Genomic DNA, 24,648 nt, shown 5'->3' with positions numbered 1-24,648 from the left:
TAAAACCAAAGTAAAATGTCAAAAAACGTGATTTTTTGTAGCCGGAATTGCTTTCTGGCTACGAAACGGGTATTCTATTTGATTTTAGTTGCCGCTTTTGCCCTGACTTCGTCCAGCTCGTTCGGGTCGGGCCGGCAGTCAGTAATAAAAGGGACAGTCTCCGATGAATCCGGCGCTCCCCTTCCCGGTGCCAGCGTTACCGTTAAAGGAGCGCAATTGGGAGCTTCTACCGACGAGAACGGAGCATTTACCCTGGAAGTACCGGGGCCCGACGCCGTGCTGGTCATCACTTCCATCGGCTATGCAACACAAGAGATCACCGTGGGCTCCAGGACCACCATAGATGTGACCCTCGTCCCGGATCAGCAGCAGCTGGAAGAAGTGGTGGTAGTTGGATACGGGAGCCAGCTGAAACGCGAGGTAACCGGAGCGGTCCAGACGATTTCGAGCCAGGATATTAAAGATATTCCCGTACCGCAGGTAGCTCAGAAGTTGCAGGGCAAAGTGGCCGGCGTACAAATCAATCAAACTACGGGGATTCCCGGCAGGGGCATGTCCGTCAGGATACGCGGGCAAATGTCGGTTTCGGCAGGAAGCGACCCGCTGTATGTGGTGGACGGATTCCCGATCACCGGGGGAATCAATTCATTGAACCCTGATGAGATCGCTGATATTTCCATCCTGAAGGATGCGGCTTCTACTTCGCTTTACGGCTCCCGGGCTGCCAACGGCGTGGTCTTGATCACCACTAAGAAACGGGGAACACCGGGCCAGACAAATGTCAGCTTTAACGCTTATACAGGCTGGCAGAAAGTGCCTCAGAAGGGCCGGATTGAAATGATGAATGCCGAAGAGTTCGCCCAGTTCAAAAAGGAAATTTATGAAGATGTGGGACGCCCGGTGCCGGAAGCCTTCCAGAACCCGTCCCAGTACCGCGACATGAACGACAATAACTGGTACGATGCGCTGCTGCGGACAGCGCCGATTCAAAGCTACAATCTGTCGATGGTGCAAACCCGGGAAAACTCCAATACTTCTATCACGGCGGGCATTTTCGACCAGCAGGGGGTTGTTCTCAACACCGACTACCGGCGCTATTCCCTCCGGATGAATAACGACTTCTCGGTATCAGATAAAGTTAAAATGGGATTCAACGTCGCCCCGCAGTATGTTGAAGATAATATCCCCGTACTGACGGCGACCGCGGCACAGGGATCCTCTTCAACGCCTTGCACACATGGCCTATTATGCCCATTTATGATGAAAACGGCGAACCAACCCTTTCCAACCAGTTCCCGGCCAGTACCGGAAACATTTATGTATATCCTAACTGGGTAAGGGCTGCAGAGGAACTGGTGAATGAAACTAAGGAAGTGAACGTGCTTTCCAATGCTTATATCCAGTATGAGCCCCTGGATGGCCTGGTGTTGAAATCAACCTTCAATGTGGAATTCTCGAACCATAAATTCTTCTTCTTCAATCCTTCCACCGCGACCAGCGGCATGAATGTGCCTATTCCAACTACCGCGGTATCTACCAGGATGAATTACGAAGAACGAAGCTGGCTGAATGAGAACCTGGCTACTTATACCCGTTCTTTCGGCGATCATAACTTTGAGCTGCTGGGCGGCTTCACTAACCAGACTTTTCATCGTGAACTGACCCGGCTGCAAGCCGATACCTATTCCGACGACCGCCTGCCTACCGTGCAGGGAGCGCTGAATATAAATCGCGGCGGAACCAATAACGCAGCCGATCAATGGAGCCTGACCTCCTTTGTTTCACGGCTGACTTATAACTACAAGGGGAAATACCTGTTCACCGCGGCCGTCCGCAGCGACGGTTCTTCCCGTTTTGGCTCCGAGAACCGCTGGGGAACCTTCCCTTCGGTCTCGGCAGGCTGGATCCTCTCTGATGAAGACTTCTTCACATTTGACAAAATCTCCTTTGCCAAGGTTCGGGCAAGCTTCGGGGTGATCGGGAATAATAATATCGGGAATTACACCCAGCACGCGCTTATCAATAATACGGTCAATGCGGTATTCGGTGATGTAGTGGCTCCGGGAGCGGCAATTTCCTCCCTGGCCAACAGGGGCTTGGCTGGGAAACGACGAGGCAGTTTGACATGGGGCTGGACCTGGGCCTCTTCAATGACCGGGTACAGCTGATCTACGACTTCTATACTAAAAGAACGACGAACCTGCTGTACAGCGTGCAAATCCCCAGGAATCAGGCTTTGGCAACTTCAACGACAATATCGGGGAGATCAAGTTCTGGGGGCATGAACTGGCGCTCAGTACCCGTAATCTGGAAGGCAAGCTAAGCTGGACCACCAATGCAAATATTTCCTTTAACCGTAATAAGGTCATGGAACTGGCGGACGGCATTGACAGGGTTTACGGAACGTTCCACATTACCCAGGTTGGCAAGCCTTTCGGGCAGTTCTACGGATTGGTAGCAGACGGGGTTTACATGAACCAGGAAGACCTCGAGAACTCCCCGCAGATCCCGGGCCGCTCGGTAGTGGGAAGCATTAAGATCAAGGACGTCAACGGCGACGGAGTGATCAGCTACGGAGGCGATTTTGACGACAGGACGATCATTGGCAGCCCCTTCCCCAAGTTTACCTACGGCATCACCAATAATTTCCGCTACGGCAAATTCGACCTCTCCATCGTAGGTTCAGGTTCCTTCGGGAATGAACTCCTGGTACGCCATATATACAGTACCGCAAACCTTGACGGTGTATTCAATGTACTGAGGGATGTGAAATACCGCTTCCGTTCAGAAGAGAACCCGGGAAGAGGATTTTACGGGATCACAGCCGGGGCCGACGGGAACATTACCGGGGTTGAAAGGGACTGGATGAACAGCCGGTTCATTGCCAACGCCTCGTTCTTTGCGATCAAGAACATTACGCTGGGACATACCTTTGATGAACTGGACCGCTTTTTCCGTTCAGTACGCGTTTACGCCTCGGTGCAGCAGGCTTTTGTTTTCACCAATTACTGGGGCGGCCCCAATCCGGAAACCAGCGCAGAGGGAGACGGCAACGGCGACGGAGGGAACCTGAGCCAGGGAGTGGACCTGTCCAGCTACCCGGTGCCACGCACCTTTACTTTCGGAGTGAACATGAACTTCTAACATTCAAAGGTATTCAATTCTTAAACGAGAAAATATGAAAAAGTTACTTGTCATCAGCAGCTTCATAGGTCTGAGCCTGGTAAGCTGCGACAAAGGTTTCCTGGAGCTATACCCGGAAACCGCACTTACTTCAGCCACCTTTTTCAAAACCGAAGCGGATTTTGAGCAAGCGGTGAATGCGGCCTATGTTCCATTGAGAGCCATTTATAACGAAAATGCCTACCTGCTGGGGGAAATGCATTCCGACAATGCCTATTACGCGAGGAACCCCTTGTTCGGCGCCCGGGACCAGGATCAGAACCTGGCTGATTTCTGTGTTCCAAAGGCGGATGGCCTCACTACCAACACGCATATACGGGACCAGTACCGGAGGAATTACCAGATCATTTCGCGGGCCAACCAGGTACTTGCACTGATTGATGAGGTTGAATTTGACGAACAGGCCAAGCAGAACCTCAAAGGACAAGCACATTTCTTAAGGGCTTTTGCCTATTTTGACCTTGTACGCGCATTCGGGCAAGCGCCCCTTCAGCTGGAGCCCGTCGCCACCAGGGAAGAGGCCGCGCAGCCATTGGCTACTAAAGAACAGTTATATGAGCTGATAGAAACCGAAGCCAAATCCGCAGCGGAGCTTTTGCTACCCAAATCGCAGCAGGAACCGGGACGAGTTACATCCGGCACCGCCAGGATGCTGCTGGCCGATTTGTATATGACCCAGAAAAGATGGTCCGATGCGTCTACCGTCCTGCTGGAGATTGAAACCAGCGGCGAGTATGAGCTGATGCCTTCCTACGATCAGGCATTTTCCACCTCGACCGGCAACAAGAACAATATGGAGTCCATCTTTGAAGTCCAGTACAAGGAGGGCCCGGAAGGATACAGCAGTAATTTTGTTTACCGGTTTATGCCCCGGCCCATCACGGCGTCTGAACTTGGGGCCATTATGGGTACGGGCAATCCCCAGAACCTTTCGGAAGAAGGCAACAATACGCCCACTCCGGACCTCATCGCCGCCTACGAGGCAGGAGACGAACGGGAGGAGGCAACCATTGGCTATGTCACATTGAGCGGCAGCCAGTGGATCGAAGACACCTATCCTTATGTCAAAAAATATGTTCATCCGCACAGCCAGCATAACAATACGGGCATGAACTGGCCCATCTATCGTTACGCGGAGACTTTGCTCTTCCTGGCGGAGGCCTTAAATGAACAGAACCAGACGGGAGAAGCCGCCGGCTACCTGAACCAGGTACGTGCCAGGGCAGGGCTGGGCGCCACGACTGCATCAGGTCAGGCGGAACTGCGGGAAGCCATTTTCAAAGAAAGAAGAGTGGAGCTGGCTTTCGAAAACAAGCGCTGGTATGATATTGCGCGGACAGGCCGGATACAGGAAATCATTGCGCCTTACGGCGAAAGGGTAAAGAATAACCCGCAAACCTATTATTATCCGGAAGGGTATCAGCCGCCTAATAACGCTTTCACCAACCTGGACCAATATTTTCCGCTGCCTGCCGACGAGGCCGCCCTGACTCCTCACTTTTAACAGGCCGTCAGGCGGTTTTTTCGCGCATTAATCTATTTTTTAACGAGGGTGTATCGAAGAGGTACACCCTCGTTTTCGTTCCGGCCCGGATGCCGGACAGTTCGCCTGTTTCAGGCATTTTTCAAGGCTTCGATATCAAACTTCTTCATTTTCATAAAGACTTCCATTACGTTCTGCGCCTTTGCGGGATCGCTCAGGAGCGAAGGCAGAATGGTGGGGACAATTTGCCAGGAAACGCCGAATTTGTCTTTCAGCCAGCCACACTGGCTTTCGATACCGCCATCCGCTGTAAGCTTCGCCCAGTAATAGTCGATCTCATCCTGGGTTTCGCAATCCACGACAAAGGATACGGCTTCATTGAACTTGAACTGCGGGCCGGCGTTCAAACCCATAAAACGTTTGCCGTTCAGCTCAAAGGTGACCACCATTTGGTTGTCTGCGGTGATCGTTGAGTTCTCAAAAATGGCGCAATAAAATGCTGCCGCTTCCTGGGCTTGCCCGTCAAACCACAGGCAGGGATAAATCGGATTCTTCATGTTGGATTAATTTGTTTAACAACTCTTTTTATCTTCAGACAAAGATAGAAGAGCTGCCTCCCTCAAAATAGAACAGAACCGACAATCTTGCCTTGGGCATTATGCCCCGCCGGCCCACTTGAGGTAGTCTTTAGGGGTAGTTCCGGTGAATTCCTTAAAAGTGCGTATGTAGTGGCTTTGGTCGGCATAGCCGTGCGCAAAGGCGATGTCGGAAAGCCTGGAGAACCTTCCGCTGTTCAGCTGCTGAAATCCGGCATTGAACTGGCATATCCGCCTGAAAAGATTAGGTGCTATGCCTATCGCGTTTTTGAACAGGCGCTGGAATGTTCGCTCCGTAACATACAATTCTTTTTGAACCGCGGCAAGGGATTCGCCCGAAGTGCAGGAGGCGACCATATTTGCCGCATGCATGACCATTTCAGCAGCGATCCGGGTCCTGGTGATCAACCGAAAAATATAATTGTCCAGCAAGGACAGCATGATCTTCGTGGAGCCTGCATTCAATAAGCGGTCTTTAAGTTCAGCAGTCATCCCGGGTTCCAGCAAATTCAGTGAAACCGGATAGTCTGCCAGTTCATGCGCCGGAACCCCGAACAGCGCATGTAGGGCATGCGGTTTAAAGAAATAGGCTATCAGGGTAAAGTTCTCCTTAACCGTCAACGTCCTTGGAAATACCGTTTGCCCGAAAAGTGTCAGGTGATTCGCGGGACTGTTGTCAAGCGTGCCGGCGGCCGTCAGAAAAAGCAGCGTCGGCGCACCGTTGGCAAATAGCGGCAAGATAAAAGGACTAATTACCCGATAGTTTTCAATGACCAGGATCCGCTGCACGTAGCCGGCAAGGGCGTTGCCAGGCTGTAGATTGCTGACTTTCATCATCCAAATTTAGCAGTCTACCCGAGTTCCCGGCCGGGGTGGGAATGACAAAAGAAGGGGGCATTTGCGCCAGCTCCCGCTGCATCCGGCAACACCCCGGGCCTCGCCTGGCTTATTCTCCTATTTTAAAGACGATATCTTTTCCATGACCCGGCTGACCATTGCATCACAATAAACCAGGTTGAATTCGAATAATTCCCCGGCAGAATAGGATCTTTCTACTTCCCGGCGCAGCTGGGCCTTTGCCCGGTTCAACCGTACTTTCACATTAGCCGGGCTGATTTGCAGCGCTTCCGCGGTTTCAGCCACGTTCATGCCGTTCATTTCGCGAAGCGTAAACACCATCCGGTAATCCAGGGGAAGCCGCTCCAGCGCCTGCTCGATGACCGATCGCAATTCTTTGTTCATAACGGTTTGGTTCGTGTCCGTTTCGCTGCCGCGGGAAAATGCCGGGACCATCCCAGGCTGAATCTCGGCCGCCGCAATATGTTTAGCGCTCCATTTCTGCCGTTTCCGGTAACAATTATGCAGCATGATCCGCACCAGCCAGGTCCTGAAACTACTCCGGCGTTCAAACTGGCCAAGGTGCAGGTAGGCAGCCACGAAGGTATCCTGCATCAGATCCTGCGTATCCTCATGCCCGTAGGGATAAGCGCGCCCCACCTTATACAGGTACGTATTATTTCGCCGGATCAGCAATTCAAACAGGGCGGTTTCACCCCGGACGATCCTGCTGATAAGTGCTTCATCCGTGTATTCCGTACCATTCGTCAACATCCCTTACTCTTTTGGTACTAATGTAGCCATTTTTGCCATAGCGAATGCCGAAATAGCCATTACCAGGTCCCGCACGGCTACGTCCAGGTACCGGCCGCTGAACAACAGGTTGAGCGCGATCAGGGTAAGCCATGCGGCTACTACGTATCCTGCCATTCCCGGCCTTATCCAAACAAGGATCCCCGCTGCGATCTCAATGATACCTACCACAATCATAAAAGCAGCCACGGAAAGCGGTAACATTTCCAGCAGTGCGGGATGAAGATATTGTGACCAGTCGGTTAAGATGTTCGTAAATTTATCCAGGCCGGCTACGACCGGGACGACCGCAAACGTGATCTTTAGCAGGTTAAATACAAATTTGACCTGATGCTGCATACTGTTTTCCATGTCTTATTCCTTTAAATTTTTACGTGTTATCATTTAATAGAGTAGCGCTGATACCAAAAGGTTACAATGGCCCTGCCGAACGCGGCAACAGAATTTGTCCTCTTAAGCCTGAATTGCCGTATCTTTGGTTCTTTATCAGGATTTGATGCTTATCAGGGGGAAATCTTCCGTGTTCCTTGGGGGCTTTGCCATTACGCTGGCGGGGGCTATTCTATTTTCCACCAAGGCTATTTTTGTAAAGCAGGCATTCCGCGACACGGGGACAGACGTGCTTAGTTTGCTGGCGGTACGCATGCTTTTTGCCCTGCCTTTTTATCTTGCTGCTGCATTTTATTTTTCCCGCCAAAAAGAGAACGTGCGTTTCACCGGCAGGCAATGGGTCCTTATCATATTACTGGGCATATTAGGCTATTACCTGAGCAGCCTGTTCGATTTTATCGGCCTGCAATACATTTCCGCGGGCCTGGAACGGCTTATCCTGTTTCTCTACCCTACTTTTACCGTATTGCTGAACATGCTGCTGTTCCGGCAGCCTGTTACCCGGCGGCAAGGCCTGGCATTGGCCCTTATCTACGGCGGCGCTGTCATTGCGTACCTGGGTGAGCTGAATATCTCCGGATTTGGAAGGGACATCGTTACCGGGAGCCTGTGGATCCTGCTTTGTGCGATGACCTTTGCGATGTATCTCATTGGCAGCGGTCGAATGATAAAACAGGTTGGCGATAAAAAATTCACCGCCTATGCGATGCTCGCTGCTACTGCCGGCGTACTGCTGCACTCACTTGCTGTAAATGGCGAACAACTGATCATTATCAAACCGGGCTTGATATGGTACGGGCTGCTCCTTGCGGTGGTAGCCACCGTGCTGCCTTCTTTTATGATTGCCAACGGGCTTAAAAGAATTGGCTCGAATAACGTTTCCATTATTTCAGCTGTGGGGCCGGTTTCCACTATCCTGCAGGCACACTGGTTTCTTGGGGAACCCATTTTTGCGGGGCAGCTGGCAGGGACCGCCTTGGTCATCGGCGGCATCCTGCTGATAGGCTGGAAAGCTGGAAGCGGGGAGGGAAAAGAGATCGGAAGCAAGGGAGAAAACAACAGCGGAGCAGAAAGCGAAAAGCGAAACAAGACAGAAAATAAGCCGAACTGACTTCTGTTCCTTAATCAGCCCACCCGGCACCAGGCTGAATAGATCTTCGCCCGGCTGTAAACAGACTTCCGCTCAGCGATCTTTTCCAGCGGGCCCAAGCCTGCCTCCTGGAATAATTTTCCGGCAGAAGAAAACTTCAGCGGGTAAGGCACCCAGGGATTTGGCCAGGCTTTGTCATACTCTACCAGGATAAAGATACTTCCCGGCCTCAACTGCATTTTAAGCTTCCGTAAAAGGCGCAATTTATTGTTAACGAAATGCAGGGAATTTGCCATCATGATCCCGTTCAGGGCTGGAAGCGGAAGGACATCCTGTTCAAAATCGGCTTTGATGAACTGTATTCCCGCTTCTTCGAAATCATAAAACCGGTTATCCACCGCGTGAATACGACTTGCGTCCGGCAGAAGGCTTAAAAGGGCGCGGCTGAACAAACCGGGTCCGCAGCCCAGATCCGCCCATTCCTGGGGGCCGCCCGCATGGAGTGCCGGAACGGCTATTAACTTCCTGGCTTCATCAAGGGTCATCTCTTTTGTTGTGTTGTTTTACCGGCGCCCGGTTGCGGCAGCTAACAAAAAACGGGGACGGCTCTCTATAAAAAACGTATTTCATAAAAAGGTCCGGCTACTTGCGTAGCCAGACCCACATCTACCTATGAAAAACATGCCCTTGGGTGGGCAACAGCTAAGTTAGCAATTTTCGCTTAGATGTCAATTACTTTTTCGATTTTTTTAGAAGTAATTCTACAAAGGCTTTATTGAGCTGCACCACCGCTGTTCGTAAATTCTACCTGTCCCCTGATCTCGCCGGCGCCGTACGCGTCGGTATGAATGTTCACATACCATTTGCCGGCAAGCAGGTCCGCCCGGTCGGCTTCTTCAACAGTTACTGTCTGGCTTACCGAACCAGCGGCTTCCGCCGGGAAATCGGTAATTCCGATCTTTACCCCCGCGTCAGCGCCGGGATCTGCAGGGCCGTGAAAATGCATCATGGAAGGCGGGCCGGTAAGACCGCTCCACTCCAGCTTAAAAGTAAATTCCCCGGTTGCTGTGTCAAGCGTACCCTCGAAACTACCGGCGCCCTCAGAATTCACTTCCGCTGTTTCCTGGACGGCATCTAATGCAGCGGTGGCTGTCAGGGTTGTTTCATTATCCGGACTATCTGCATTTTTTTTATTGTTGCATGCGGACAATACAAGAATTGAAGCAGAAAGCAGGATACTGGTTAAAATTTTATTCGAGATCATGTTTTATATATATTGGTTTAATTCAAATATACAATTGATTACCGGGAATTCAAACCGGATCAAGGGGGGATCCAAAGTCGCAATAAGCCCTCTTAATTGTCGCTTCCGTACTTCACGGCAGCCCGGAAAGCAAGCTACATTTGCTTTATCAAACAACGGTTAAAAAATTTATGTAACATGGAAACAAATCAAATTTCAAAAGGAAGACTCTGGACCTCACGCGTATTAAGCGGGCTTGCCATTCTGTTCATGCTGTCTGACAGTATTTTCAAATTTTTTCCACCGGACGAAGTGGTTAAAGGCACTACGGACCTGGGCTACGGCGAACATCATTTGCTGCCCATCGGAATCCTGGGATTCGTATCAACGCTTCTGTACATTATCCCACGAACTTCGGTTCTCGGCGCCTTGCTGCTGACCGGCTATTTCGGCGGCGCCATGGCTACCCATTTCCGGCTGGACAACCCGCTTTTCTCGCACATCCTTTTCCCGGTTTACCTTGCGTTGCTGATCTGGGGAGGGCTTTGGCTGAGAAATGAAAACCTGCGGAAGCTGGTCCCATTAAAAAACGACAAAGTACGGGCATAACCTTACCCGTTTGCATACCGTAAGATCTGCAAGCGGGTCATTTTTTACCTCGTGCTGCAAGCTCAAACCTACCGCAAGCTCACACCCACTGCAAGTTCACGCTTAACACCGCTCTTGCAGTTACTTTGCCTGTTTTTTCAGCTCCTGGTAGCGGGTGCGCATTAATTGCAGCATGTCTTGCGCCCGGGGGTCTCCGGCCAGGTTCACCTTTTCCTTCGGATCTTTACGGAGGTCGTATAGTTCTTCGTAGCCGTGTTCAATGAAGTTCATGTATTTTATTTCGCGGCTAACAACACCTTCTACCTTTGGAATACCGGGGCTTCCCATGAATGTGTGTTCGTAGAAAAAGTCATTTCGCCGGAGCCGGGGGTTTCTACCATCAAAGCCAGGTCTTTGCCCTGCATCGTACCGGGGGCAGGCACACCGGCTATTCCCAGTATAGTGGGAGCGATATCAATATTCAGGGCAATGAGATCAGGTGTTCCCGGTTTCCTGCCCGGCCTGGGATCATAAATGACCAGGGGCACACGAATCGATTCTTCATGCCCGTACCATTTGCCCTCCAGGCCATGTTCACCCAGGTAAAAGCCGTTATCGCCCATGAAAATGATCACGGTATTCTTATCAATACCCAGGTCTTTCAGCTGCTGCACTAATCCGCCGACGACTTCATCAACGCCGGTAATCAGCCGGTAATAATTCTTTACATTTTCCTGGTACTGCTCAGGGGTGGAAAACAAGGCTTTCCATCTTTTCCTGGCAATATTCTTATCGGTTCTGAAAAAATCCGGAAAGCTGTTCCAGTACCGTGGATCCGCGGTTTCAGGTAGCGGGATCTCCGTTTCGGCGTACAAATGCCGGAAACGTTCCTGAACCGGATACGTTGGCGGATTGCCGTCCAGCTCGTGCGGCGCTTTGAAGCTGACCGAAAGGCAAAAAGGCTTTCCGCCCCGGCCGGCAAACTCATTAAGAAACTCACGGATATCATTGCCAATGCTATCGGTATGGTGAATCGTTCTCCCCGCCCCGGTCTCGTATTCATAGGGAGGCTGCCCCTTTTCGGTACAGGACCAGAAATCAAAGAGTTCGCCCGGAGGTTCGTTTCCAACGCCGTATTTTCCGGCAAATCCGATGGTATATCCTGCCTTCTTCAGGAGAAGGGGATATGTTTTGGCTAATGCTTCTTGCGTGAAATTGCTGCTGAAGTTCCGAATGCTGTGCCGCGACATGTACTGGCCACTGAGGATACTTGCCCGGCTAACGGCGCAAATAGCGGTAGTAACATAAGCGTTCCGGAACAGTAATCCCCGGCGCGCAAGGCGGTCCAGGTTAGGCGTTTGAATAATTGAATTCCCCATAGCTCCCAAGCCATCCCAGCGATGATCGTCGGTAAGCAGGAAAATGATATTCGGCCTTTCCGGCCCGGGCGACTCCGGCGGAGGCCCGTCCGAATTTGGCGGTCGCCCGGGCGACTCCGGCGGAGGCCCGGGAAGCGTTGACTGACCTGTTAAAGGTTGCATGAATGCGGCCAGGATAAGGATCCCTGAGACACATAACACGGAGCAGCTAACTTTCATATTCTTTAGCTTCATCAATACCTGACCTCGAAATTCGCATTTTCAATGATAACGGAATCTTTAGGATTGTCCCGGGAGTAGAGTACGCCGTTGAGCGTACCGCCTACATAGGGAATCGAACTCCCTTCAGGATAGTCAATCTTTGTTATTTCTATAATAAACGGCTTGCTTCCCGGGGCGTAAACCGTCGCCTCATCCTCTTCGTTCTCAGGATCTTTAACGTAAACGACATAGGTTCCAAAGTTCTCGTGGTAGGAATTTTCATGGGTAACTTCCTGTTTTCGTTTACTCAGATCAAATACCTGGAACCGTAGCTTCGGTACAAATTCCTCTTCCCCGGGAAAGGTTACATTTATCGTGTACATAGCAATCTGCGGACCGTTGCCGAAGCTCACGCCGGTCCAGCTTCCGCGCAGGTTTTCCCTGTTTTTTGAATAGGAGCTTTCCACACGGACTTCTTTACCGTTGATCAACGCTTCGAAATACTGGATATATTCCTGTTCTTCCTCCACTTCCGGCAGCTCCTCTTTACAGGATAATAACAGGGACAAGCTTAGAAATATTAAAAGTACCTTATTCATTTCCTAAAAATAGGGTTTTTTCTAATTTTTAGTAAATTGACTTCTTTATGAAACTGAAGACGCGTATTGCACCTACCCCCACGGGTTTTCTCCATTTGGGAAATGTATTATCGTTTGCCCTTACGGCCGGCCTCGCAGCCAAAACAGGCGCGAAAACCGTACTCCGGATCGATGATATTGACATGGAACGGGTAAAAGACGAATACGTCCGGGATATTTTTGATACGCTCAATTTCCTGGAGATACCCTGGCAGGAGGGGCCCGCAAATTTCAGGGAATATGAAAGTCAATACTCACAGTTCCACCGCATGGAACTGTACCGGGAAGCTTTGCAGCAATTGCTGGAAAAGAAGGGGATTTTCGCCTGCACTTGTTCCCGGACGGATGTACTTCAAAAATCCGGGGACCGCGGCTACCCGGGAACCTGCCGGGCTAAGAAGATCCCTCATACTGCAGAAAACGCCAGCTGGAGATTGAAAACCGTTTCGCGGGAAGCGCTGCGGGTGAAAACGCTGCAGAACGGGGTAGTAAGCACCAGCCTTCCGGCGTCCATGCGCGATTTCATTGTCAGGCGGAAGGACGGCCTGCCTTCCTATCAGCTTGCTTCATTAGCGGACGATCTGCACTACGGGATCAATATCATCGTAAGGGGTGCGGACTTGTGGGATTCCACACTTGCGCAACTTTCCCTGGCCGCTGTACTGGAACGGCCCGCCTTCGGGCAAGCTGTTTTTCATCATCATGAATTGCTAAAAGGCCCCGGGGCCGGAAACTATCGAAAACAGCCGGTGATATTTCGGTTCAATACCTTCGGAAAGAAGGGAAGAAAGCGGCAGATGTCTATTCACTCATTGGTTCCATGCTGCAAATCAAAGAGCCGGTTAAAACCTGGCAGTCCCTGGCCGCCGCGCTTGAAGAAAACAATACGTTGCCCCTGGCGCTGTGTTAAGCAAAGCTCTTACCGGGAATTGGATTTCGGGAACATCACCCGGTCAGGCTCCTGCAGCAAGGCCGCTACCGCGTTTTTGATGATGCTGCTCCTAACACCGGAAGCTTTTTTAGGGTCCACCAGGTAGTTTACCGCCGCCTCTACCCAGGTATTGCTATTGGTGCGAAAGGTCACAAAAGGATATTCCCTGATCGTCAATTCATCAACAGGTGTTTGACGGATAAGGATTTTCAGTTCCTTTACTTTTTCATGCACATCCGTACCCAACACCTCGCTGGTAGTTCTTTTTAACACCTCTTCCACGAAAGCAAAGTCGCTTTCATAGGCAATATGGAAAGGAATTTCATTCCATATGTAGGGAAACTGGCGCCATGAATAGTTATAAACCTCGGTTTCCAGGACCATCGTATTTGGAAAACGAATAAGCCTGCCGCTGGGAAGGTCATTACTCAGGTAATCGCCGCTGAACTCCCATAAAGTGGTATCCAGGTACCCGATCTCCACCACATCGCCTTTGAAATCGCCTACCTGTATGCGGTCTCCTATCTTGTAGGGGCTCCTGATAATGATGTACAGCCAACCGATAAACGACGATATGGGCGTTTGCAGTGCGAAACCGAGTATTAGCGAAACCAGCCCAAGCGACACCGCGGCCGTGTACCAGTTCTTAAATAAAAACGCGATAACGATCATGAATATGGCCAGCAGGGCCAGTATCCGGATAAGCCGGATGAGATTATATTTTACACCCTTTACTTCCGTATGCCTGATAATAAGGGCCTGGGTATATTTAGAAATACTTAAAACGGTAAAAATAAAGAAGGCCGCGAGGAAAGCTCTCCTCACCAGGGGCATGTATACCGATAAACCATTTATCAAATTCAGGCTGAAAATAAAATAAAGAGCAAGACTGGCGAGCGCAAGAAGGATATACGTCCCCAGCCAGGCTTTATGATGCCGCTTTACCGAATTGATCGTCTTAACTTCAACTTCTTCTTTTTTGCCGGTTTCTATTTCCATGAGCGCAGAATCATGTGGGACTCAAAGAGAAACAAAAATCAAACCAGCGGGCATTAAGCCAAAGCAGAAAAAATTGGGGCCGCCGCGAACAATAAGTTGATTTTTGCTGTTTATGATTCCGGCTACATCTTATTTCCACGCGCCAAAATTCAATGACACAGAAAAAATATCTCTCTCTGATCCTCATACTGGGATCGCTGGTGGCCCTGGGGCCGTTTTCAATCGATATGTACCTGCCTGGCTTTAAAGCGATTGCCAGGGACCTTCTTACTACTGAAAGCCGGGTTTCCTGGTCTTTATCCAGTTACTTTATCGGCCTTTCGGCCGGGCAGCTGCTTTACGGGCCTTTGCTGGACCGCTTCGGCAGGAAGAAACCCTTGTACGTGGGACTGGCGGTTTATGTGCTTGCGTCGGCGGGATGCGTGCTGGTGAAGGATATTGATACTTTTATCTGGCTGCGTTTCCTCCAGGCGCTGGGCGGTTGTTCCGCCGGGGTGGCGGCAATTGCCATGGTACGTGATCTGTTCCCGGTGAAGGACAACGCGAAAGTATTTTCTTTACTGATGCTTGTACTCGGGGTTTCACCCATGATTGCGCCTACCGTGGGCGGGTACGTGACCGTTGCTTTCGGGTGGCACGCGGTATTCCTGATACTCCTCGTCCTGGGGCTGATCAACCTGGCGGCAAGCTGGTTATGGCTGCCTGAAGTTTATAAGGCGGATACCAGCATGTCGCTCAAGCCAAAGCCGATCATCAGCAATTTCCTGGCGGTTCTGCGGGAGCCTCAGTTCAGTACGTACGCGATTGCCGGCGCGCTGGCCTTCGCGGGATTATTTGTGTACGTGACCAGTTCACCCGTCTTATTTATGTCCATCTTTAATGTAGGGGAGAAAACCTACGGATGGATCTTCGCCCTGTTATCGGTGGGGTTTATCGGTGGAAGCCAGGTCAACACGCTTTTACTTAAGAAGTTTAAAAGCGAGCAGCTGATCTATGCCGCGTTGAGCGGGCAGGCTGCTACAGCGATCATCTTTCTGGCCGGCAGCATTGGCGGCTGGTTTGGGCTGACAGAAACCATTCTCCTGCTGTTCATCTTCCTGTCCTGCCTGGGCATTACGAATCCCAATGCAGCAGCCCTTTCCATGGCGCCTTTCAGCCGGAACGCCGGCAGCGCTTCTTCCATGATGGGCGCCCTGCAGATGGGCCTGGGGGCTTTTGCTTCCGCTTGTATCGGCTTTTTTGAGCAGCAAACGGTATTGCCCATGGTGAGTATCATGGCAGCTACTTCGCTGCTCGGCCTTGGTGTATTGGCGCGCTTTCGAGCAAGCCAACGCGCTGCGAATGATCCAGGGCTTCCTGGCTGCTCCTGAATTGCAGGGTTTCGATATTCAGCCTGCTAAGCTTTTCCAGCAATTCCTGAGTGCGGGACGAATGGGGTTCATAAACGTCGCGTATATAAATAGCCGCTATGTTCCGGGGATACTTTTCCGCAATGGTACTATAGATGTCAGGGTCCTGCTGCGAATTATCGCCAAAAAGCACGAACTTCTGGTTCGGGAACGTATCAATAATACGCATTACCCGCAACAACTTCCCGGTATGACCGGTTTTACCGGTTTTCAGCAGGTCTTTCCATTCTTTCAGCTGGTTCAGCAAAAAAGCTCCCTCGGGCAGCTTATTGAAACGGAAGGTTTCCAGCAGGTAATCGTAAAGGTTCCATTCGCTGCTGGACACATAGAAGAAGGGATTTGGCTTTTCGTGGCTTGCAAAAGCGGCTGAGAGTCGCTTATAGTAATGAGCCATACCCGGAAACGTTTTACGGGTTCGGGGATTTTTAATGAAAAGTTCGCGCAGCCTCCGGCCAATGGTAGCGGAATGAGAGACCATGATCGTGTCATCAATATCGGAGATGATCGCATACTGCGTAATATGCGGCACATAGATAAGGCCTGATGCCCGGGCCGCTACCTGCCCGTCTTCTTCTAGGGCTTCTACCTTTACCTCATGCCAGCCGGGATTGACCTTTGAGATCGAAGCGAATTCGAACCGGAAGAAACCATCGTATTCGGCCTTATTATAGATCTCCTGCTCCCTGAACTTCAGACGAATCCTGGCAAAAGGGTAAGTTTTGAGCATGAACAGGTTAAAGAGGTAAGCAATATTGGCAAACAGGCGGTTGCTGTAACGCTGCCGGGCTGCTGACTTCCACTTGAAAACATGTCCGTATACAGTCAGGTTGTGCGTATGACCATAACCATGATAAACTTTTACACTTACGGAAGAAGTTTTCATATATCAAACAAAACACAGAGACGCAGCGCTTGTTTTTATTCATATATTGTGCTGTGAGAGCTGATAACCCCATGGTCCTGCAATTTATTGTGAATCCCGGTTCAGGCGGGAATGAGGCGGACGTAACATCGGCTATAAAAGACCATTTCAGGGGAAGCCCGCATGAAATCCATATTTACGAACTGAAAAAGGATTCCCCTCCCGGGGAGATCAAAGAGGATATTAAAGCCGCGATCAGCCGCAGCGGTGCAAGCCGTGTCATTGCGGCCGGGGGCGACGGTACTGTAAAACTAGTCGCGGAATGCCTTCTAAAAAGCAAGGAAGCCCTCGGGATCCTGCCAACCGGTTCCGCCAATGGCATGGCAAAAGAATTGGGGATACCGCTGGAAATTCCCGCAGCCCTGGAAATTGCGGTGTCAGGCGTTCCTTGCTGGGTGCATGCCGTTTCAGTGAACGGGGAACTTTGTATTCACCTGGCAGACCTCGGTTTTAATGCTTTCCTGGTAAAAAAATTTGATTCACTGACTCACCGGGGCATGTGGGGCTATGCGAGGGCCGCCTGGCATGCGCTATGGTTTCACCGGAAAATGAAAGTGGAGCTTGATATGTCCCGGGAAAAGGTTGTTTCCGAAGCAGCTATGGTAGTGATCGCCAACGGCACGATGTACGGGACCGGCGTAAAAATAAACCCGGTTGGCAAACTTAGCGACGACCTCTTCGAAGTGGTGCTTGTAAAAAAATATTCCCTGCTGGAAGTTCTTAAAATGCGATTTACCCACACAGGATTTAACCCGAAAAAGGTGGAGTTCTTTCAAACCAGCCGCTTGCATGTCCGGAGCCGGCACAGGGTGCATCTCCAGGTGGACGGAGAATACCTGGGCAAAGTAAAGGCATTGGAGGCGCGTATTTTGCCTTCCGCTATTCGCCTGATCCTTCCGCCGGGGCAGGAAGTTTAAAGCTTGACGGCACCGGCGGTCGTCCTGCGGGAGAACTTATCCCGGCCGGAAACACGTCCTGGCGGAAGGCTTATCCGCCTGCCGGCTCGCCAAGTTTTTCGGGCATCCGCTGCTTCCGGTGTTTCTTTTCTTTATGTTTATGCTGCTTCTTCGGCTTGAGCTTTATGTCCTCCAGCTTCCTGGTCCTGACTTTCAGGTAGCTGATATACGCAACAACGGCAATCGCTATCCACAAAAGATCCAGGAAGAAAATATCCATAGCTCCGTCAGCAAACGTTTTCCAGGGCCAGTTGCCGGAATAAATGCCATTGGTCACCGGCACGCAAAGAGACAAAACCGCTCCCAGCAGCAATGTTTCCCGGTTGGTACGGTTAATATCCCGGCGCACAATGTAGTAAAGGGCAAGTATCAGCCAGCTGTAGAAGTAAACATGGTAAATAAAATCCTGGTCCGCAGGTGCGTTCATCTTGACCGCAATAAACGTAAAGGCGGTAACCGGGAACATCGTCAGGCAGGTAGCCAGGTAAACATTGGACAACCAGAAATTGAATTTCCGTTTATGCGGGGGAACGCTGTTCTTATCGCGGGCTACCAGCCAGATCAGAATCCCGGAAACAATGACCAGGCAGCCCATGATACCCATAATAAAATAGATAACCTTCAGGAAGTAACCGCCGTAATCCCCGAAATGAAGGCGATAGATAAGGCTTCTTAACCCGTTTACGTAAGTCGCCTGCCCGTAGGGGGATTTTTGCTGCAGCACCTCGCCGGTATGCAGGTCGTATACCATAACTCCTGTGCCGGCAAAGCTCTTCCGGTGGTCCGCATCTGCCTGGATGGCCAGCTGCATTCCCTGGTCTCCGTAGTTCTTTACCGTGACAAGTTTGATAAAAGCGTCCGGCCACATTTCCTCCGTTTTTCCAATAAACTGGCGGATGTCCGGGACCTGTTCCAGGGGTTTGTTCAAATACTCGGCTTCGGTCGCAGCGGTATATCCCAGGTCTTCATATACCTTGTCCGGGTTATCGCCATACAGCAGATGGGTAAAAGGGGCAATAAACGCAATATTAGTGATCAGAATAATACCTGTAAAGGCGAAAACAAACTGGTAGGGAAAGCCGATAACGCCCAGAACGGTGTGAAGGTCGGTCCATATCGTTTTTAGTTTGGACCAGGGGCGGAACAGGAAAAAGTTGGACACCAGTTTATCCCAGTGTACCAGAAGTCCCGTGATCAGCGCAAACAGGAACAGAAAGGAAACAAGCCCTGCAATTATATAACCGAAGGGATAGCCTAACCGAAAAGGCACTACACCGTTAAGCTGAGCAAGGAAATGCAGCCGGTACAGGAATTCTGCCATATCGTACGATTCCGTGTACGTTGTCTTTTCCTTAGTAATAAAGTCATAAGAGAAAAAGCCGCCTTCGCTGGCCTTCTCGTTAAGTGTATCTTTTGAGGGCCCTATGCTAACTCCGGCCTTCAGGGTATTTGCATAAAAATAGAGGGTGAGGTCCCTGCCTGCCAGGCCGTATTCGCGATCCATGGAATCCAGGAAGGTTTCGTAGGGGAAGCTCGTTTCCTTATGCTGTTCAAAGGAAACGCCGCGCTGCCAGGAACTGATCTCATCTTTAAAAAAGGAAAACGACCCTGCAAAAAAGATGACGTACAGCAAACCGCAGATAATGATACCGCTGATCGTATGGGTGTGAAAATATATATTGTAATTCCTAAGGTTCATAGCTGTGGGGAATGAAGAAGATAGGGCAGGGAGAAAAGCAGGGTCAGCGAGAGGTACACCAGCCATATCTTCCAACCGGACTTTGTAAGAAAAGCCAGCAGCAACAGTATGGCCCAGATAATAAACCCGCTGAAAAGGCCGGTCATCAGCACCTTGCTGGTATCAAAGAAACTGGTAAGCATCAGGAAAAAGGAAATGGTCACCCCGTATCCGCCGAAAAAACCGGCTGTTATTTTCATCCACCGGCGGAAAGCGGACGTACAAAGGTATTTCTTATTGGCTGGCATAACTCAGAAAATAAAAATTTCAAAAACCGCCAGGCCTCCGTAAAGGGCGGCCAGGTGCCCCCAGCGGAGATACCGGAAGGGAGTAAGCGTGACGATCAGGGAAGCCATACACATCAGCACCACCCCGAATCCAAAAATTCCCGAGCCCAGGCCCAGCCGCACAATGAGCAGCACCAGGGCCAGCAGGGCCGCAGCGGCGCCCGCGATTCTGGACAGAAGCACATGCCGCTCCATAAAAACCAGGTACGAAGGTTTATTACGTATTTTGATCTTCCTGGAGAGATTATACTGCAGGTAAAATCCTATAAACACCAAAAGGAAAACGGTACTGAACATATATTGTCTAAGCTTTCAGGCTGCCCTGATCATGCCGCAAATATAGGCTTACTTAGACTAATTACAAATAGCAGGATAAATCTTTTGAGATTGACAGAAGGCCGTTAGACGGTATCCGGCGGAATTTGGCCCGGGGTTTCCTCCCTTGGTTCTTCCGGGCTGCGGTCGGCGCCGGTGGTGGAGGTACAATAATAGATGGTAATTGCCATTAAGATCACCGCTCCGATAAAAACATAAAGGGTAATGCGCAGGCTGTCTTTCTTTGCCATGGCTATTCAGTTTTTATCCATAACAATGCAATTTCCGCGCCAGCTGAACAGTTCCGGGTCGGGTGAAGGTGCGAGCCCGTCCGGATCTACGGGCGGCCTGAACAGGAAAGCCGTGGCGGGTGGTCGCCGGGGGTTTATTTTTCAGCCGGAATGAAATTCATGGAAATCGAATTAACGCAATGGCGGGTGTCTTTGGAGGTGAATCCTTCGCCAAGGAATACATGGCCCAGGTGGGCGCCGCAATTGTTGCAAACGATCTCGGTGCGCATTCCGTCTGCATCAGGGATCCGCTTCACAGCTCCGTCAATTTCATCGTCAAAGCTGGGCCAGCCGCAATGCGATTCGAATTTATCTTCCGAACGGTAAAGGGGAGCATCGCAGCGCTTACAGGTATACGTTCCCTTTTCCTTGTTATTCAGCAACTTGCCGGTGAAGGGACGTTCGGTCCCCTTGTGCAGGATCACCTGCGCTTCTTCGGGGGTTAAGGGGTTATATTCCATACTATCTGCGGGCTGGGCGGAGGCGGTAGTTTGTTTTTGCGGTTCCTGCGCACAGGCGGAAGTTCCCGCCAGCAGGAGCAAAAAAGTGATCAGCCTCAGATTAACAGCCATTTAATTGTTTTTTGTAATTTTATATAGACAACATTTTTTATAACAGCAAACCGAGGGCTATGGTTTCATCACGCTTCAATATAAGGATCTCCCGCTTCGTTTTTGCATTACTGCTTGGAGGATGTTCCCAGGGCCCGGCCAATGAAACCGGAAACGCCGGCTTGCGGCCCATTGAGCAGGCGATTCTTACTGATGAACAAAGCTTTTATTACATTGACTTTGATAAGTACCCTTCCGGGAATCCTGAGCTGCCCATCGGTATTTTCGATTCGGGTACCGGCGGACTGACCGTGCTGGATGCCCTCCTTCGCTTTGACGGGCATCACAACGGGAATCATTCGAAAGGTTCCGACAGCCGGGCCGACTTTGGCGGGGAAAAGTTTATCTACCTGGCCGACCAGGCCAATATGCCTTACGGGAATTATCACAGCGAGAACAAATCCGGTTTATTGGTGGAACATGTGTTAAAAGATGTACAGTTCCTGCTTGGCAGCAAATATTACCTGAACGAGAACGCCGCCGGGCCCGAAAACAGTAAGCAGCCCGTGAAAGCGCTGGTCATTGCCTGCAATACGGCCACGGCTTATGCAAAAGAAGATGTAGAAAACTTCATTGCCAGGACCGGGACCAACCTGAAAGTGATCGGCGTGATTGACGCGGGAGCCGAAGGCGCGCTGGAGGTATTCGGGAAAGACAGCAGCGGGACCATTGGCGTGCTGGCCACGGTGGGGACAGTGGCTTCCGGCGGCTACCAGCATACGATAGAACGGTTTATAAAGGAACTGGGCTACACCGGGAATATCCGGGTGATCAGCCAGGGAGGCCTGGGAATGGCGGAAGCCGTGGATGAAGAAACAGATTACGTGAACCGTTACTTATCCGGGCCCAGGGAAAATTACCGGGGGCCTTCCTTCAGTCATTCTGAATACAAGATTGAAAAAGCGCTGCTCGATGTGTATAATTTCGAGTACGACGATCACCGCATGCTCTGTGACCCGGGCAATACCGGGGACTGCGAGCTGCTGCAGATAAATTCCGCGGACAATTATATGCGTTACCACCTTGTAAGCCTGATGGAAAAGCTGCGGAACACGCCCAGGGCGGCGCCCTTAAAAGCGCTGGTACTCGGCTGCACGCATTACCCCTACCTGACAAACACTATCCGGGAAGTCCTGGATGAACTCTACAACTACCGGCAAAACGGCGGGTACCGCTACCGGGCTCTGATGGCCGAAAATATCCGAATAATTGATCCCGCGGAAAACGTAGCCCGGGAATTATACGAATACCTTGCCGGGGAAAAGCTTTTTAACCCCGGGGGAAGTGCCGCCGCCAGCGAATTCTATATCAGTGTACCCAACAAAGGGAACCAGGAAGTAAAAACCGACAGCCTGGGAAGATTCACGTATGCCTATAAATACGGCAGGGAGGAAGGACGGGTGCAGGAATACGTAAAGATAGTTCCCTTCAGCCGGACAAATATTCCCTCCGAAACCATCGAACGCCTGAAGGCTATCGTCCCGGCGGTTTACGAACTGATTGGGCCGTTCCGGAATTCTGCACATCCAGTTCATTGAGAATAGCCCGGATCCCCTGTTTTTCAACCGGCGTTTTAGCAAGTGCATAAGCCTTTTGAAAACTGGACACTGCTTTCCCGCGATCAAGGAAGCGGTAAAGCTCGCCTAGCAGCACAAAGTAAAAGTGGTTATCTTCCATATTCAGTTTTTCCGCTTCTTCCAAAGCCGTGGCAGCTCCCTTCACTTTATAACAGGCAAACACCCGGTTAAGAGCGGCACTTGGGGAATAACTGACCAGCAGCAGTTGGTCGTAAAGCGCTAAAATCGCTTCCCATTTTTCCGGGCTGTCTTCCTTTATACAATGCCAGGACGCAATTCTTGCCTCCAGGTGGTACGCGCTCATCGTTCGGCCCTGCAGGGAACGTTCCAGGAAATGCATACCCTGGCCAATAAGCGCCATATCCCACAGCCCTTCGTTCTGCTGTTCGTACAGTATAGGTCCGGCGCCGCTCTCCCCGGCTATACTGTCCTCGTTTGCTTCCGCACCGCCGGCCCGCCGCGCGCTAAAACGGGAGGCATGGAAGCACATCAACGCCATCAGGGCATTTGTTTCAGGCAGGTTGGTGGGATCGTATTCAGTCAGCAGCGCGCCCAGGCGCAGCGCTTCAAAGCACAGGTCCTCCCGCATGGTCTGCGGATGGGTTCTGGAATAATACCCTTCATTAAAAAGCAGGTAAATAATATGCAGCACGCTATCCAGCCGCCCGGCAATTCCCGCCGGGGACGGCAATTCCATCCGGACCCCCTCTGCACGCAACTTTTCCTTTGCCCTGAACAGCCGCTTATTGATGGTGTCTTTCCGGCTCAGGAAGGCTTCTGCAATTTCATCGATGCTGAAGCCGCAGAGAATACGCAGGGCCAGGCCAATCTGCGCTTCGCTGGCAATTACCGGCGTGCAAACCGCAAACAGCATTTGCAGCTGGCTGTCCCGGATATTTTGCTGCGAAAAATCGAAAGCGGGCAATTCGCTCTGCGCTTCGTCTTGTGTAATGGCAGGAATTACCTTTGTTTCATAGATCTTGTTTCTCCGGAAACGGTAAAGCGCCTTTTGCCTGGCCACCGCATATAACCAGGCCGGGGGTTGGGAGGCAAACCCTTCCTTCCCCAGGTTTCGGTGGCCTGCAAAAAGGTTTCACTGACAATATCTTCAGCTGTTTCGATATGCTCCAGGCCAAAACGCTTGCTGATAACGGCAACCATTTTAGAAAATTCCTGCTGAAACAACTGTTTTAATGAGGCCTCCATGCTACGTTATACGATGACAGGCCGCACTTCCACGCTGCCGCCGGCATCCAGCGCCGGACAACCGTGTGCCAGCGTGGTCGCTTCTTCCAGGCTTTCGGCCTTTATAATAACAAAGCCGCCCAGGCGCTCCCTGATTTCCACGAAGGGGCCGTCGGAAATAACCCCGCCCGGCTTTAGCACTTTCCCATCGTTACCCAGCCGGGAACCTTGTCTTTCGAAGTTCCCCTGCGCTTTAATGCCGTCCGCCCATTCCTTCCATTTCCGCGCCACCCGCTCGATCTCTTCTTTCGGCACCGAGCTGTAATCGTAACTCGGCTGCCTGAATAATAACATGAACTGTTTCATTTCCTTTCTGTTTTTGACAATTTAGGAAATTGTTTGTTTTTTGAAAGCACCCGGCTGGTAGGTTCCTACCTTCGCAGGGAAGGCAATATTCACCCTGTTATAGCTATTGATCGCTATCACGGAGAACGTAAGATCGATCAGTTCCTCTTCGGAAAACTGCAAGCTGGCCTCTCTGTAAACTTCATCCGGCACACCGCCGTTTAGTTTGGTAAGCGCTTCCGCCCAGGCCAGGGCCGCCCGCTCCCGTTCAGTATAAAAGGGCGCATCTCTCCAGGCGTCGAGGACGAACAGGCGCTGCTCCGTCTCTCCCTCCGCGCGGAGGTCCTTCGAGTGCATGTCCAGGCAAAAGGCACAGCCGTTCAGCTGGGAAACTCTGTATTGAATCAAATTGAGAAGGGAACGATCTACCTTAGAATTTTCAAGGTAGGAGGCCATGCCATACAATGCCCTCATTGCCGGCTGTCCTTTTACATGTACATTAAGTCGTTGTTCCATTGTTCTAAAATTTTAATGATTTGAATTTGAACTACGCATTAATAATGCACGGGATTCCGGGAATTGGACATTTTCGAAAAAAATATTTCAGTATTTTTTACTGACATAGGGTTGTCAGCGGAGGGC

At 50.9% G+C, this 24,648-nt stretch carries 27 protein-coding genes and 1 pseudogene; 10 read left to right on the top strand and 18 right to left on the bottom strand.

Annotation, left to right across the window (positions count from 1 at the left end):
• The first annotated feature begins 15 nt into the window (after positions 1-15).
• The 4 genes from FRZ59_RS18875 to FRZ59_RS05545 all read left to right on the top strand — a co-directional run bounded on the left by FRZ59_RS18875 (position 16) and on the right by FRZ59_RS05545 (position 4,687).
• Positions 16-1,338 (top strand): SusC/RagA family TonB-linked outer membrane protein, encoded by a 1,323-nt coding sequence (locus FRZ59_RS18875; RefSeq protein WP_225975207.1) that lies wholly within the window; start codon positions 16-18, stop codon positions 1,336-1,338.
• The gene (locus FRZ59_RS18870) at positions 1,248-2,168 is read left to right on the top strand and encodes a SusC/RagA family TonB-linked outer membrane protein (RefSeq protein ID WP_225975206.1); all 921 of its coding nucleotides are present in this window, start codon (positions 1,248-1,250) and stop codon (positions 2,166-2,168) included. Before FRZ59_RS18875 ends, FRZ59_RS18870 begins: the two co-directional genes overlap by 91 nt.
• A 199-nt stretch (positions 2,169-2,367) precedes the next feature.
• A complete protein-coding gene (locus FRZ59_RS18860) occupies positions 2,368-3,144 on the top strand; it encodes a SusC/RagA family TonB-linked outer membrane protein (protein ID WP_225975204.1) in 777 nt (258 codons plus the stop codon).
• 34 nt (positions 3,145-3,178) lie between these two features.
• On the top strand, positions 3,179-4,687 hold the full coding sequence (locus FRZ59_RS05545; protein WP_132128312.1) for a RagB/SusD family nutrient uptake outer membrane protein: 1,509 nt from the start codon (positions 3,179-3,181) through the stop codon (positions 4,685-4,687).
• Positions 4,688-4,797: 110 nt separating this feature from the next.
• Here the strand turns inward: FRZ59_RS05545 and FRZ59_RS05540 are convergent, their stop codons facing one another.
• The 4 genes from FRZ59_RS05540 to FRZ59_RS05525 form a co-directional block, all read right to left on the bottom strand.
• Positions 4,798-5,223: a VOC family protein gene (locus FRZ59_RS05540; RefSeq protein ID WP_132128311.1), complete on the bottom strand. Its 426-nt coding sequence runs from the start codon at positions 5,221-5,223 to the stop codon at positions 4,798-4,800.
• 99 nt (positions 5,224-5,322) lie between these two features.
• The gene (locus FRZ59_RS05535) at positions 5,323-6,099 is read right to left on the bottom strand and encodes a helix-turn-helix domain-containing protein (RefSeq protein WP_225975203.1); all 777 of its coding nucleotides are present in this window, start codon (positions 6,097-6,099) and stop codon (positions 5,323-5,325) included.
• A 117-nt stretch (positions 6,100-6,216) separates the two neighbouring features.
• The gene (locus FRZ59_RS05530) at positions 6,217-6,873 is read right to left on the bottom strand and encodes a sigma-70 family RNA polymerase sigma factor (RefSeq protein ID WP_132128310.1); all 657 of its coding nucleotides are present in this window, start codon (positions 6,871-6,873) and stop codon (positions 6,217-6,219) included.
• A 3-nt stretch (positions 6,874-6,876) separates the two neighbouring features.
• A complete protein-coding gene (locus FRZ59_RS05525; protein ID WP_132128309.1) occupies positions 6,877-7,263 on the bottom strand; it encodes a hypothetical protein in 387 nt (128 codons plus the stop codon).
• A gap of 145 nt (positions 7,264-7,408) precedes the next feature.
• Between FRZ59_RS05525 and FRZ59_RS05520 the strand changes: the two genes are divergently transcribed.
• Positions 7,409-8,413, top strand: a complete 1,005-nt coding sequence (locus tag FRZ59_RS05520) for a DMT family transporter (RefSeq protein WP_207910216.1) — start codon at positions 7,409-7,411, stop codon at positions 8,411-8,413.
• A 14-nt stretch (positions 8,414-8,427) separates the two neighbouring features.
• Here the strand turns inward: FRZ59_RS05520 and FRZ59_RS05515 are convergent, their stop codons facing one another.
• Both FRZ59_RS05515 and FRZ59_RS05510 read right to left on the bottom strand, forming a co-directional pair.
• The gene (locus FRZ59_RS05515; protein ID WP_132128308.1) at positions 8,428-8,937 is read right to left on the bottom strand and encodes a class I SAM-dependent methyltransferase; all 510 of its coding nucleotides are present in this window, start codon (positions 8,935-8,937) and stop codon (positions 8,428-8,430) included.
• Positions 8,938-9,164: 227 nt separating this feature from the next.
• On the bottom strand, positions 9,165-9,656 hold the full coding sequence (locus FRZ59_RS05510; protein ID WP_132128307.1) for a CHRD domain-containing protein: 492 nt from the start codon (positions 9,654-9,656) through the stop codon (positions 9,165-9,167).
• A gap of 177 nt (positions 9,657-9,833) precedes the next feature.
• Between FRZ59_RS05510 and FRZ59_RS05505 the strand changes: the two genes are divergently transcribed.
• Positions 9,834-10,244 (top strand): DoxX family protein, encoded by a 411-nt coding sequence (locus tag FRZ59_RS05505; RefSeq protein WP_132128306.1) that lies wholly within the window; start codon positions 9,834-9,836, stop codon positions 10,242-10,244.
• A 120-nt stretch (positions 10,245-10,364) separates the two neighbouring features.
• Here FRZ59_RS05505 and FRZ59_RS05495 read toward each other — a convergent pair.
• Positions 10,365-11,764: pseudogene (locus FRZ59_RS05495) on the bottom strand (sulfatase family protein).
• A gap of 71 nt (positions 11,765-11,835) precedes the next feature.
• Complete coding sequence (locus tag FRZ59_RS05490; protein ID WP_132128304.1) at positions 11,836-12,402, bottom strand: DUF5025 domain-containing protein; 567 nt, start codon at positions 12,400-12,402, stop codon at positions 11,836-11,838.
• A gap of 47 nt (positions 12,403-12,449) precedes the next feature.
• On the opposite strand from FRZ59_RS05490, the gene FRZ59_RS05485 reads away from it, so the two are divergent.
• Complete coding sequence (locus FRZ59_RS05485; RefSeq protein WP_147698242.1) at positions 12,450-13,478, top strand: glutamate--tRNA ligase family protein; 1,029 nt, start codon at positions 12,450-12,452, stop codon at positions 13,476-13,478.
• Here FRZ59_RS05485 and FRZ59_RS05480 read toward each other — a convergent pair.
• Positions 13,361-14,371, bottom strand: coding sequence for a mechanosensitive ion channel family protein (locus tag FRZ59_RS05480; RefSeq protein ID WP_132128302.1), 1,011 nt, complete (start codon positions 14,369-14,371; stop codon positions 13,361-13,363). The two genes, FRZ59_RS05485 and FRZ59_RS05480, sit on opposite strands and share 118 nt — an antisense overlap.
• 152 nt (positions 14,372-14,523) lie before the next feature.
• Here FRZ59_RS05480 and FRZ59_RS05475 point away from each other — a divergent pair, with 152 nt between their 5' ends.
• Positions 14,524-15,741 carry a multidrug effflux MFS transporter gene (locus FRZ59_RS05475; RefSeq protein WP_132128301.1) on the top strand — a complete coding sequence of 406 codons (1,218 nt, stop codon included), beginning with the start codon at positions 14,524-14,526 and terminating at the stop codon, positions 15,739-15,741.
• Here FRZ59_RS05475 and FRZ59_RS05470 read toward each other — a convergent pair.
• Positions 15,653-16,663, bottom strand: coding sequence for an App1 family protein phosphatidate phosphatase (locus tag FRZ59_RS05470; protein WP_132128300.1), 1,011 nt, complete (start codon positions 16,661-16,663; stop codon positions 15,653-15,655). The two genes, FRZ59_RS05475 and FRZ59_RS05470, sit on opposite strands and share 89 nt — an antisense overlap.
• Before the next feature lie 53 nt (positions 16,664-16,716).
• On the opposite strand from FRZ59_RS05470, the gene FRZ59_RS05465 reads away from it, so the two are divergent.
• A complete protein-coding gene (locus FRZ59_RS05465) occupies positions 16,717-17,619 on the top strand; it encodes a diacylglycerol/lipid kinase family protein (protein WP_225975201.1) in 903 nt (300 codons plus the stop codon).
• Between the two features lie 70 nt (positions 17,620-17,689).
• Here the strand turns inward: FRZ59_RS05465 and FRZ59_RS05460 are convergent, their stop codons facing one another.
• From FRZ59_RS05460 to FRZ59_RS05445, 5 genes are all read right to left on the bottom strand, one after another.
• A complete protein-coding gene (locus tag FRZ59_RS05460; RefSeq protein WP_132128299.1) occupies positions 17,690-19,357 on the bottom strand; it encodes a PepSY-associated TM helix domain-containing protein in 1,668 nt (555 codons plus the stop codon).
• A complete protein-coding gene (locus FRZ59_RS05455; protein WP_132128298.1) occupies positions 19,354-19,644 on the bottom strand; it encodes a hypothetical protein in 291 nt (96 codons plus the stop codon). The genes FRZ59_RS05460 and FRZ59_RS05455 overlap by 4 nt, the downstream gene beginning before the upstream one ends.
• A gap of 3 nt (positions 19,645-19,647) precedes the next feature.
• Positions 19,648-19,980 carry a hypothetical protein gene (locus tag FRZ59_RS05450; RefSeq protein ID WP_132128297.1) on the bottom strand — a complete coding sequence of 111 codons (333 nt, stop codon included), beginning with the start codon at positions 19,978-19,980 and terminating at the stop codon, positions 19,648-19,650.
• A 104-nt stretch (positions 19,981-20,084) separates the two neighbouring features.
• Entirely contained in the window at positions 20,085-20,249 is a 165-nt protein-coding gene (locus FRZ59_RS18475; protein WP_158640536.1) for a hypothetical protein, read from the bottom strand.
• A 134-nt stretch (positions 20,250-20,383) separates the two neighbouring features.
• Positions 20,384-20,860: a methionine-R-sulfoxide reductase gene (locus tag FRZ59_RS05445; protein WP_132128296.1), complete on the bottom strand. Its 477-nt coding sequence runs from the start codon at positions 20,858-20,860 to the stop codon at positions 20,384-20,386.
• A 59-nt stretch (positions 20,861-20,919) separates the two neighbouring features.
• Between FRZ59_RS05445 and FRZ59_RS05440 the strand changes: the two genes are divergently transcribed.
• Complete coding sequence (locus tag FRZ59_RS05440) at positions 20,920-22,437, top strand: glutamate racemase (RefSeq protein WP_132128295.1); 1,518 nt, start codon at positions 20,920-20,922, stop codon at positions 22,435-22,437.
• On the opposite strand, the gene FRZ59_RS05435 is transcribed toward FRZ59_RS05440, so the two are convergent.
• From FRZ59_RS05435 to FRZ59_RS05425, 3 genes are all read right to left on the bottom strand, one after another.
• Complete coding sequence (locus tag FRZ59_RS05435; protein WP_225975200.1) at positions 22,373-23,497, bottom strand: RNA polymerase sigma factor; 1,125 nt, start codon at positions 23,495-23,497, stop codon at positions 22,373-22,375. The genes FRZ59_RS05440 and FRZ59_RS05435 overlap by 65 nt on opposite strands.
• A gap of 191 nt (positions 23,498-23,688) precedes the next feature.
• Entirely contained in the window at positions 23,689-24,027 is a 339-nt protein-coding gene (locus FRZ59_RS05430; protein ID WP_132128293.1) for a YciI family protein, read from the bottom strand.
• Positions 24,028-24,048: 21 nt separating this feature from the next.
• Positions 24,049-24,522 carry a carboxymuconolactone decarboxylase family protein gene (locus FRZ59_RS05425; protein WP_132128292.1) on the bottom strand — a complete coding sequence of 158 codons (474 nt, stop codon included), beginning with the start codon at positions 24,520-24,522 and terminating at the stop codon, positions 24,049-24,051.
• Between the last annotated feature and the right edge of the window lie 126 nt (positions 24,523-24,648).

The organism is Anseongella ginsenosidimutans (genome assembly GCF_008033235.1).
Taxonomy (GTDB): domain Bacteria; phylum Bacteroidota; class Bacteroidia; order Sphingobacteriales; family Sphingobacteriaceae; genus Anseongella; species Anseongella ginsenosidimutans.
The sequence above is the reverse complement of the archived record's forward strand: the minus strand, read 5'-3'. Positions and strand labels throughout refer to the sequence as shown.

What these genes read in the sequence shown, in the direction of transcription:
- FRZ59_RS18875 (WP_225975207.1), top strand. Translation starts at nt 16, where the DNA reads ATGTCAAAAAACGTGATTTTTTGTAGCCGGAATTGCTTTCTGGCTACG.
- FRZ59_RS18870 (WP_225975206.1), top strand. Translation starts at nt 1,248, where the DNA reads ATGCCCATTTATGATGAAAACGGCGAACCAACCCTTTCCAACCAGTTC.
- FRZ59_RS18860 (WP_225975204.1), top strand. Translation starts at nt 2,368, where the DNA reads ATGGAACTGGCGGACGGCATTGACAGGGTTTACGGAACGTTCCACATT.
- FRZ59_RS05545 (WP_132128312.1), top strand. Translation starts at nt 3,179, where the DNA reads ATGAAAAAGTTACTTGTCATCAGCAGCTTCATAGGTCTGAGCCTGGTA.
- FRZ59_RS05540 (WP_132128311.1), bottom strand. Translation starts at nt 5,223, where the DNA reads ATGAAGAATCCGATTTATCCCTGCCTGTGGTTTGACGGGCAAGCCCAG.
- FRZ59_RS05535 (WP_225975203.1), bottom strand. Translation starts at nt 6,099, where the DNA reads ATGATGAAAGTCAGCAATCTACAGCCTGGCAACGCCCTTGCCGGCTAC.
- FRZ59_RS05530 (WP_132128310.1), bottom strand. Translation starts at nt 6,873, where the DNA reads ATGTTGACGAATGGTACGGAATACACGGATGAAGCACTTATCAGCAGG.
- FRZ59_RS05525 (WP_132128309.1), bottom strand. Translation starts at nt 7,263, where the DNA reads ATGGAAAACAGTATGCAGCATCAGGTCAAATTTGTATTTAACCTGCTA.
- FRZ59_RS05520 (WP_207910216.1), top strand. Translation starts at nt 7,409, where the DNA reads ATGCTTATCAGGGGGAAATCTTCCGTGTTCCTTGGGGGCTTTGCCATT.
- FRZ59_RS05515 (WP_132128308.1), bottom strand. Translation starts at nt 8,937, where the DNA reads ATGACCCTTGATGAAGCCAGGAAGTTAATAGCCGTTCCGGCACTCCAT.
- FRZ59_RS05510 (WP_132128307.1), bottom strand. Translation starts at nt 9,656, where the DNA reads ATGATCTCGAATAAAATTTTAACCAGTATCCTGCTTTCTGCTTCAATT.
- FRZ59_RS05505 (WP_132128306.1), top strand. Translation starts at nt 9,834, where the DNA reads ATGGAAACAAATCAAATTTCAAAAGGAAGACTCTGGACCTCACGCGTA.
- FRZ59_RS05490 (WP_132128304.1), bottom strand. Translation starts at nt 12,402, where the DNA reads ATGAATAAGGTACTTTTAATATTTCTAAGCTTGTCCCTGTTATTATCC.
- FRZ59_RS05485 (WP_147698242.1), top strand. Translation starts at nt 12,450, where the DNA reads ATGAAACTGAAGACGCGTATTGCACCTACCCCCACGGGTTTTCTCCAT.
- FRZ59_RS05480 (WP_132128302.1), bottom strand. Translation starts at nt 14,371, where the DNA reads ATGGAAATAGAAACCGGCAAAAAAGAAGAAGTTGAAGTTAAGACGATC.
- FRZ59_RS05475 (WP_132128301.1), top strand. Translation starts at nt 14,524, where the DNA reads ATGACACAGAAAAAATATCTCTCTCTGATCCTCATACTGGGATCGCTG.
- FRZ59_RS05470 (WP_132128300.1), bottom strand. Translation starts at nt 16,663, where the DNA reads ATGAAAACTTCTTCCGTAAGTGTAAAAGTTTATCATGGTTATGGTCAT.
- FRZ59_RS05460 (WP_132128299.1), bottom strand. Translation starts at nt 19,357, where the DNA reads ATGAACCTTAGGAATTACAATATATATTTTCACACCCATACGATCAGC.
- FRZ59_RS05455 (WP_132128298.1), bottom strand. Translation starts at nt 19,644, where the DNA reads ATGCCAGCCAATAAGAAATACCTTTGTACGTCCGCTTTCCGCCGGTGG.
- FRZ59_RS05450 (WP_132128297.1), bottom strand. Translation starts at nt 19,980, where the DNA reads ATGTTCAGTACCGTTTTCCTTTTGGTGTTTATAGGATTTTACCTGCAG.
- FRZ59_RS18475 (WP_158640536.1), bottom strand. Translation starts at nt 20,249, where the DNA reads ATGGCAAAGAAAGACAGCCTGCGCATTACCCTTTATGTTTTTATCGGA.
- FRZ59_RS05445 (WP_132128296.1), bottom strand. Translation starts at nt 20,860, where the DNA reads ATGGCTGTTAATCTGAGGCTGATCACTTTTTTGCTCCTGCTGGCGGGA.
- FRZ59_RS05440 (WP_132128295.1), top strand. Translation starts at nt 20,920, where the DNA reads ATGGTTTCATCACGCTTCAATATAAGGATCTCCCGCTTCGTTTTTGCA.
- FRZ59_RS05430 (WP_132128293.1), bottom strand. Translation starts at nt 24,027, where the DNA reads ATGAAACAGTTCATGTTATTATTCAGGCAGCCGAGTTACGATTACAGC.
- FRZ59_RS05425 (WP_132128292.1), bottom strand. Translation starts at nt 24,522, where the DNA reads ATGGAACAACGACTTAATGTACATGTAAAAGGACAGCCGGCAATGAGG.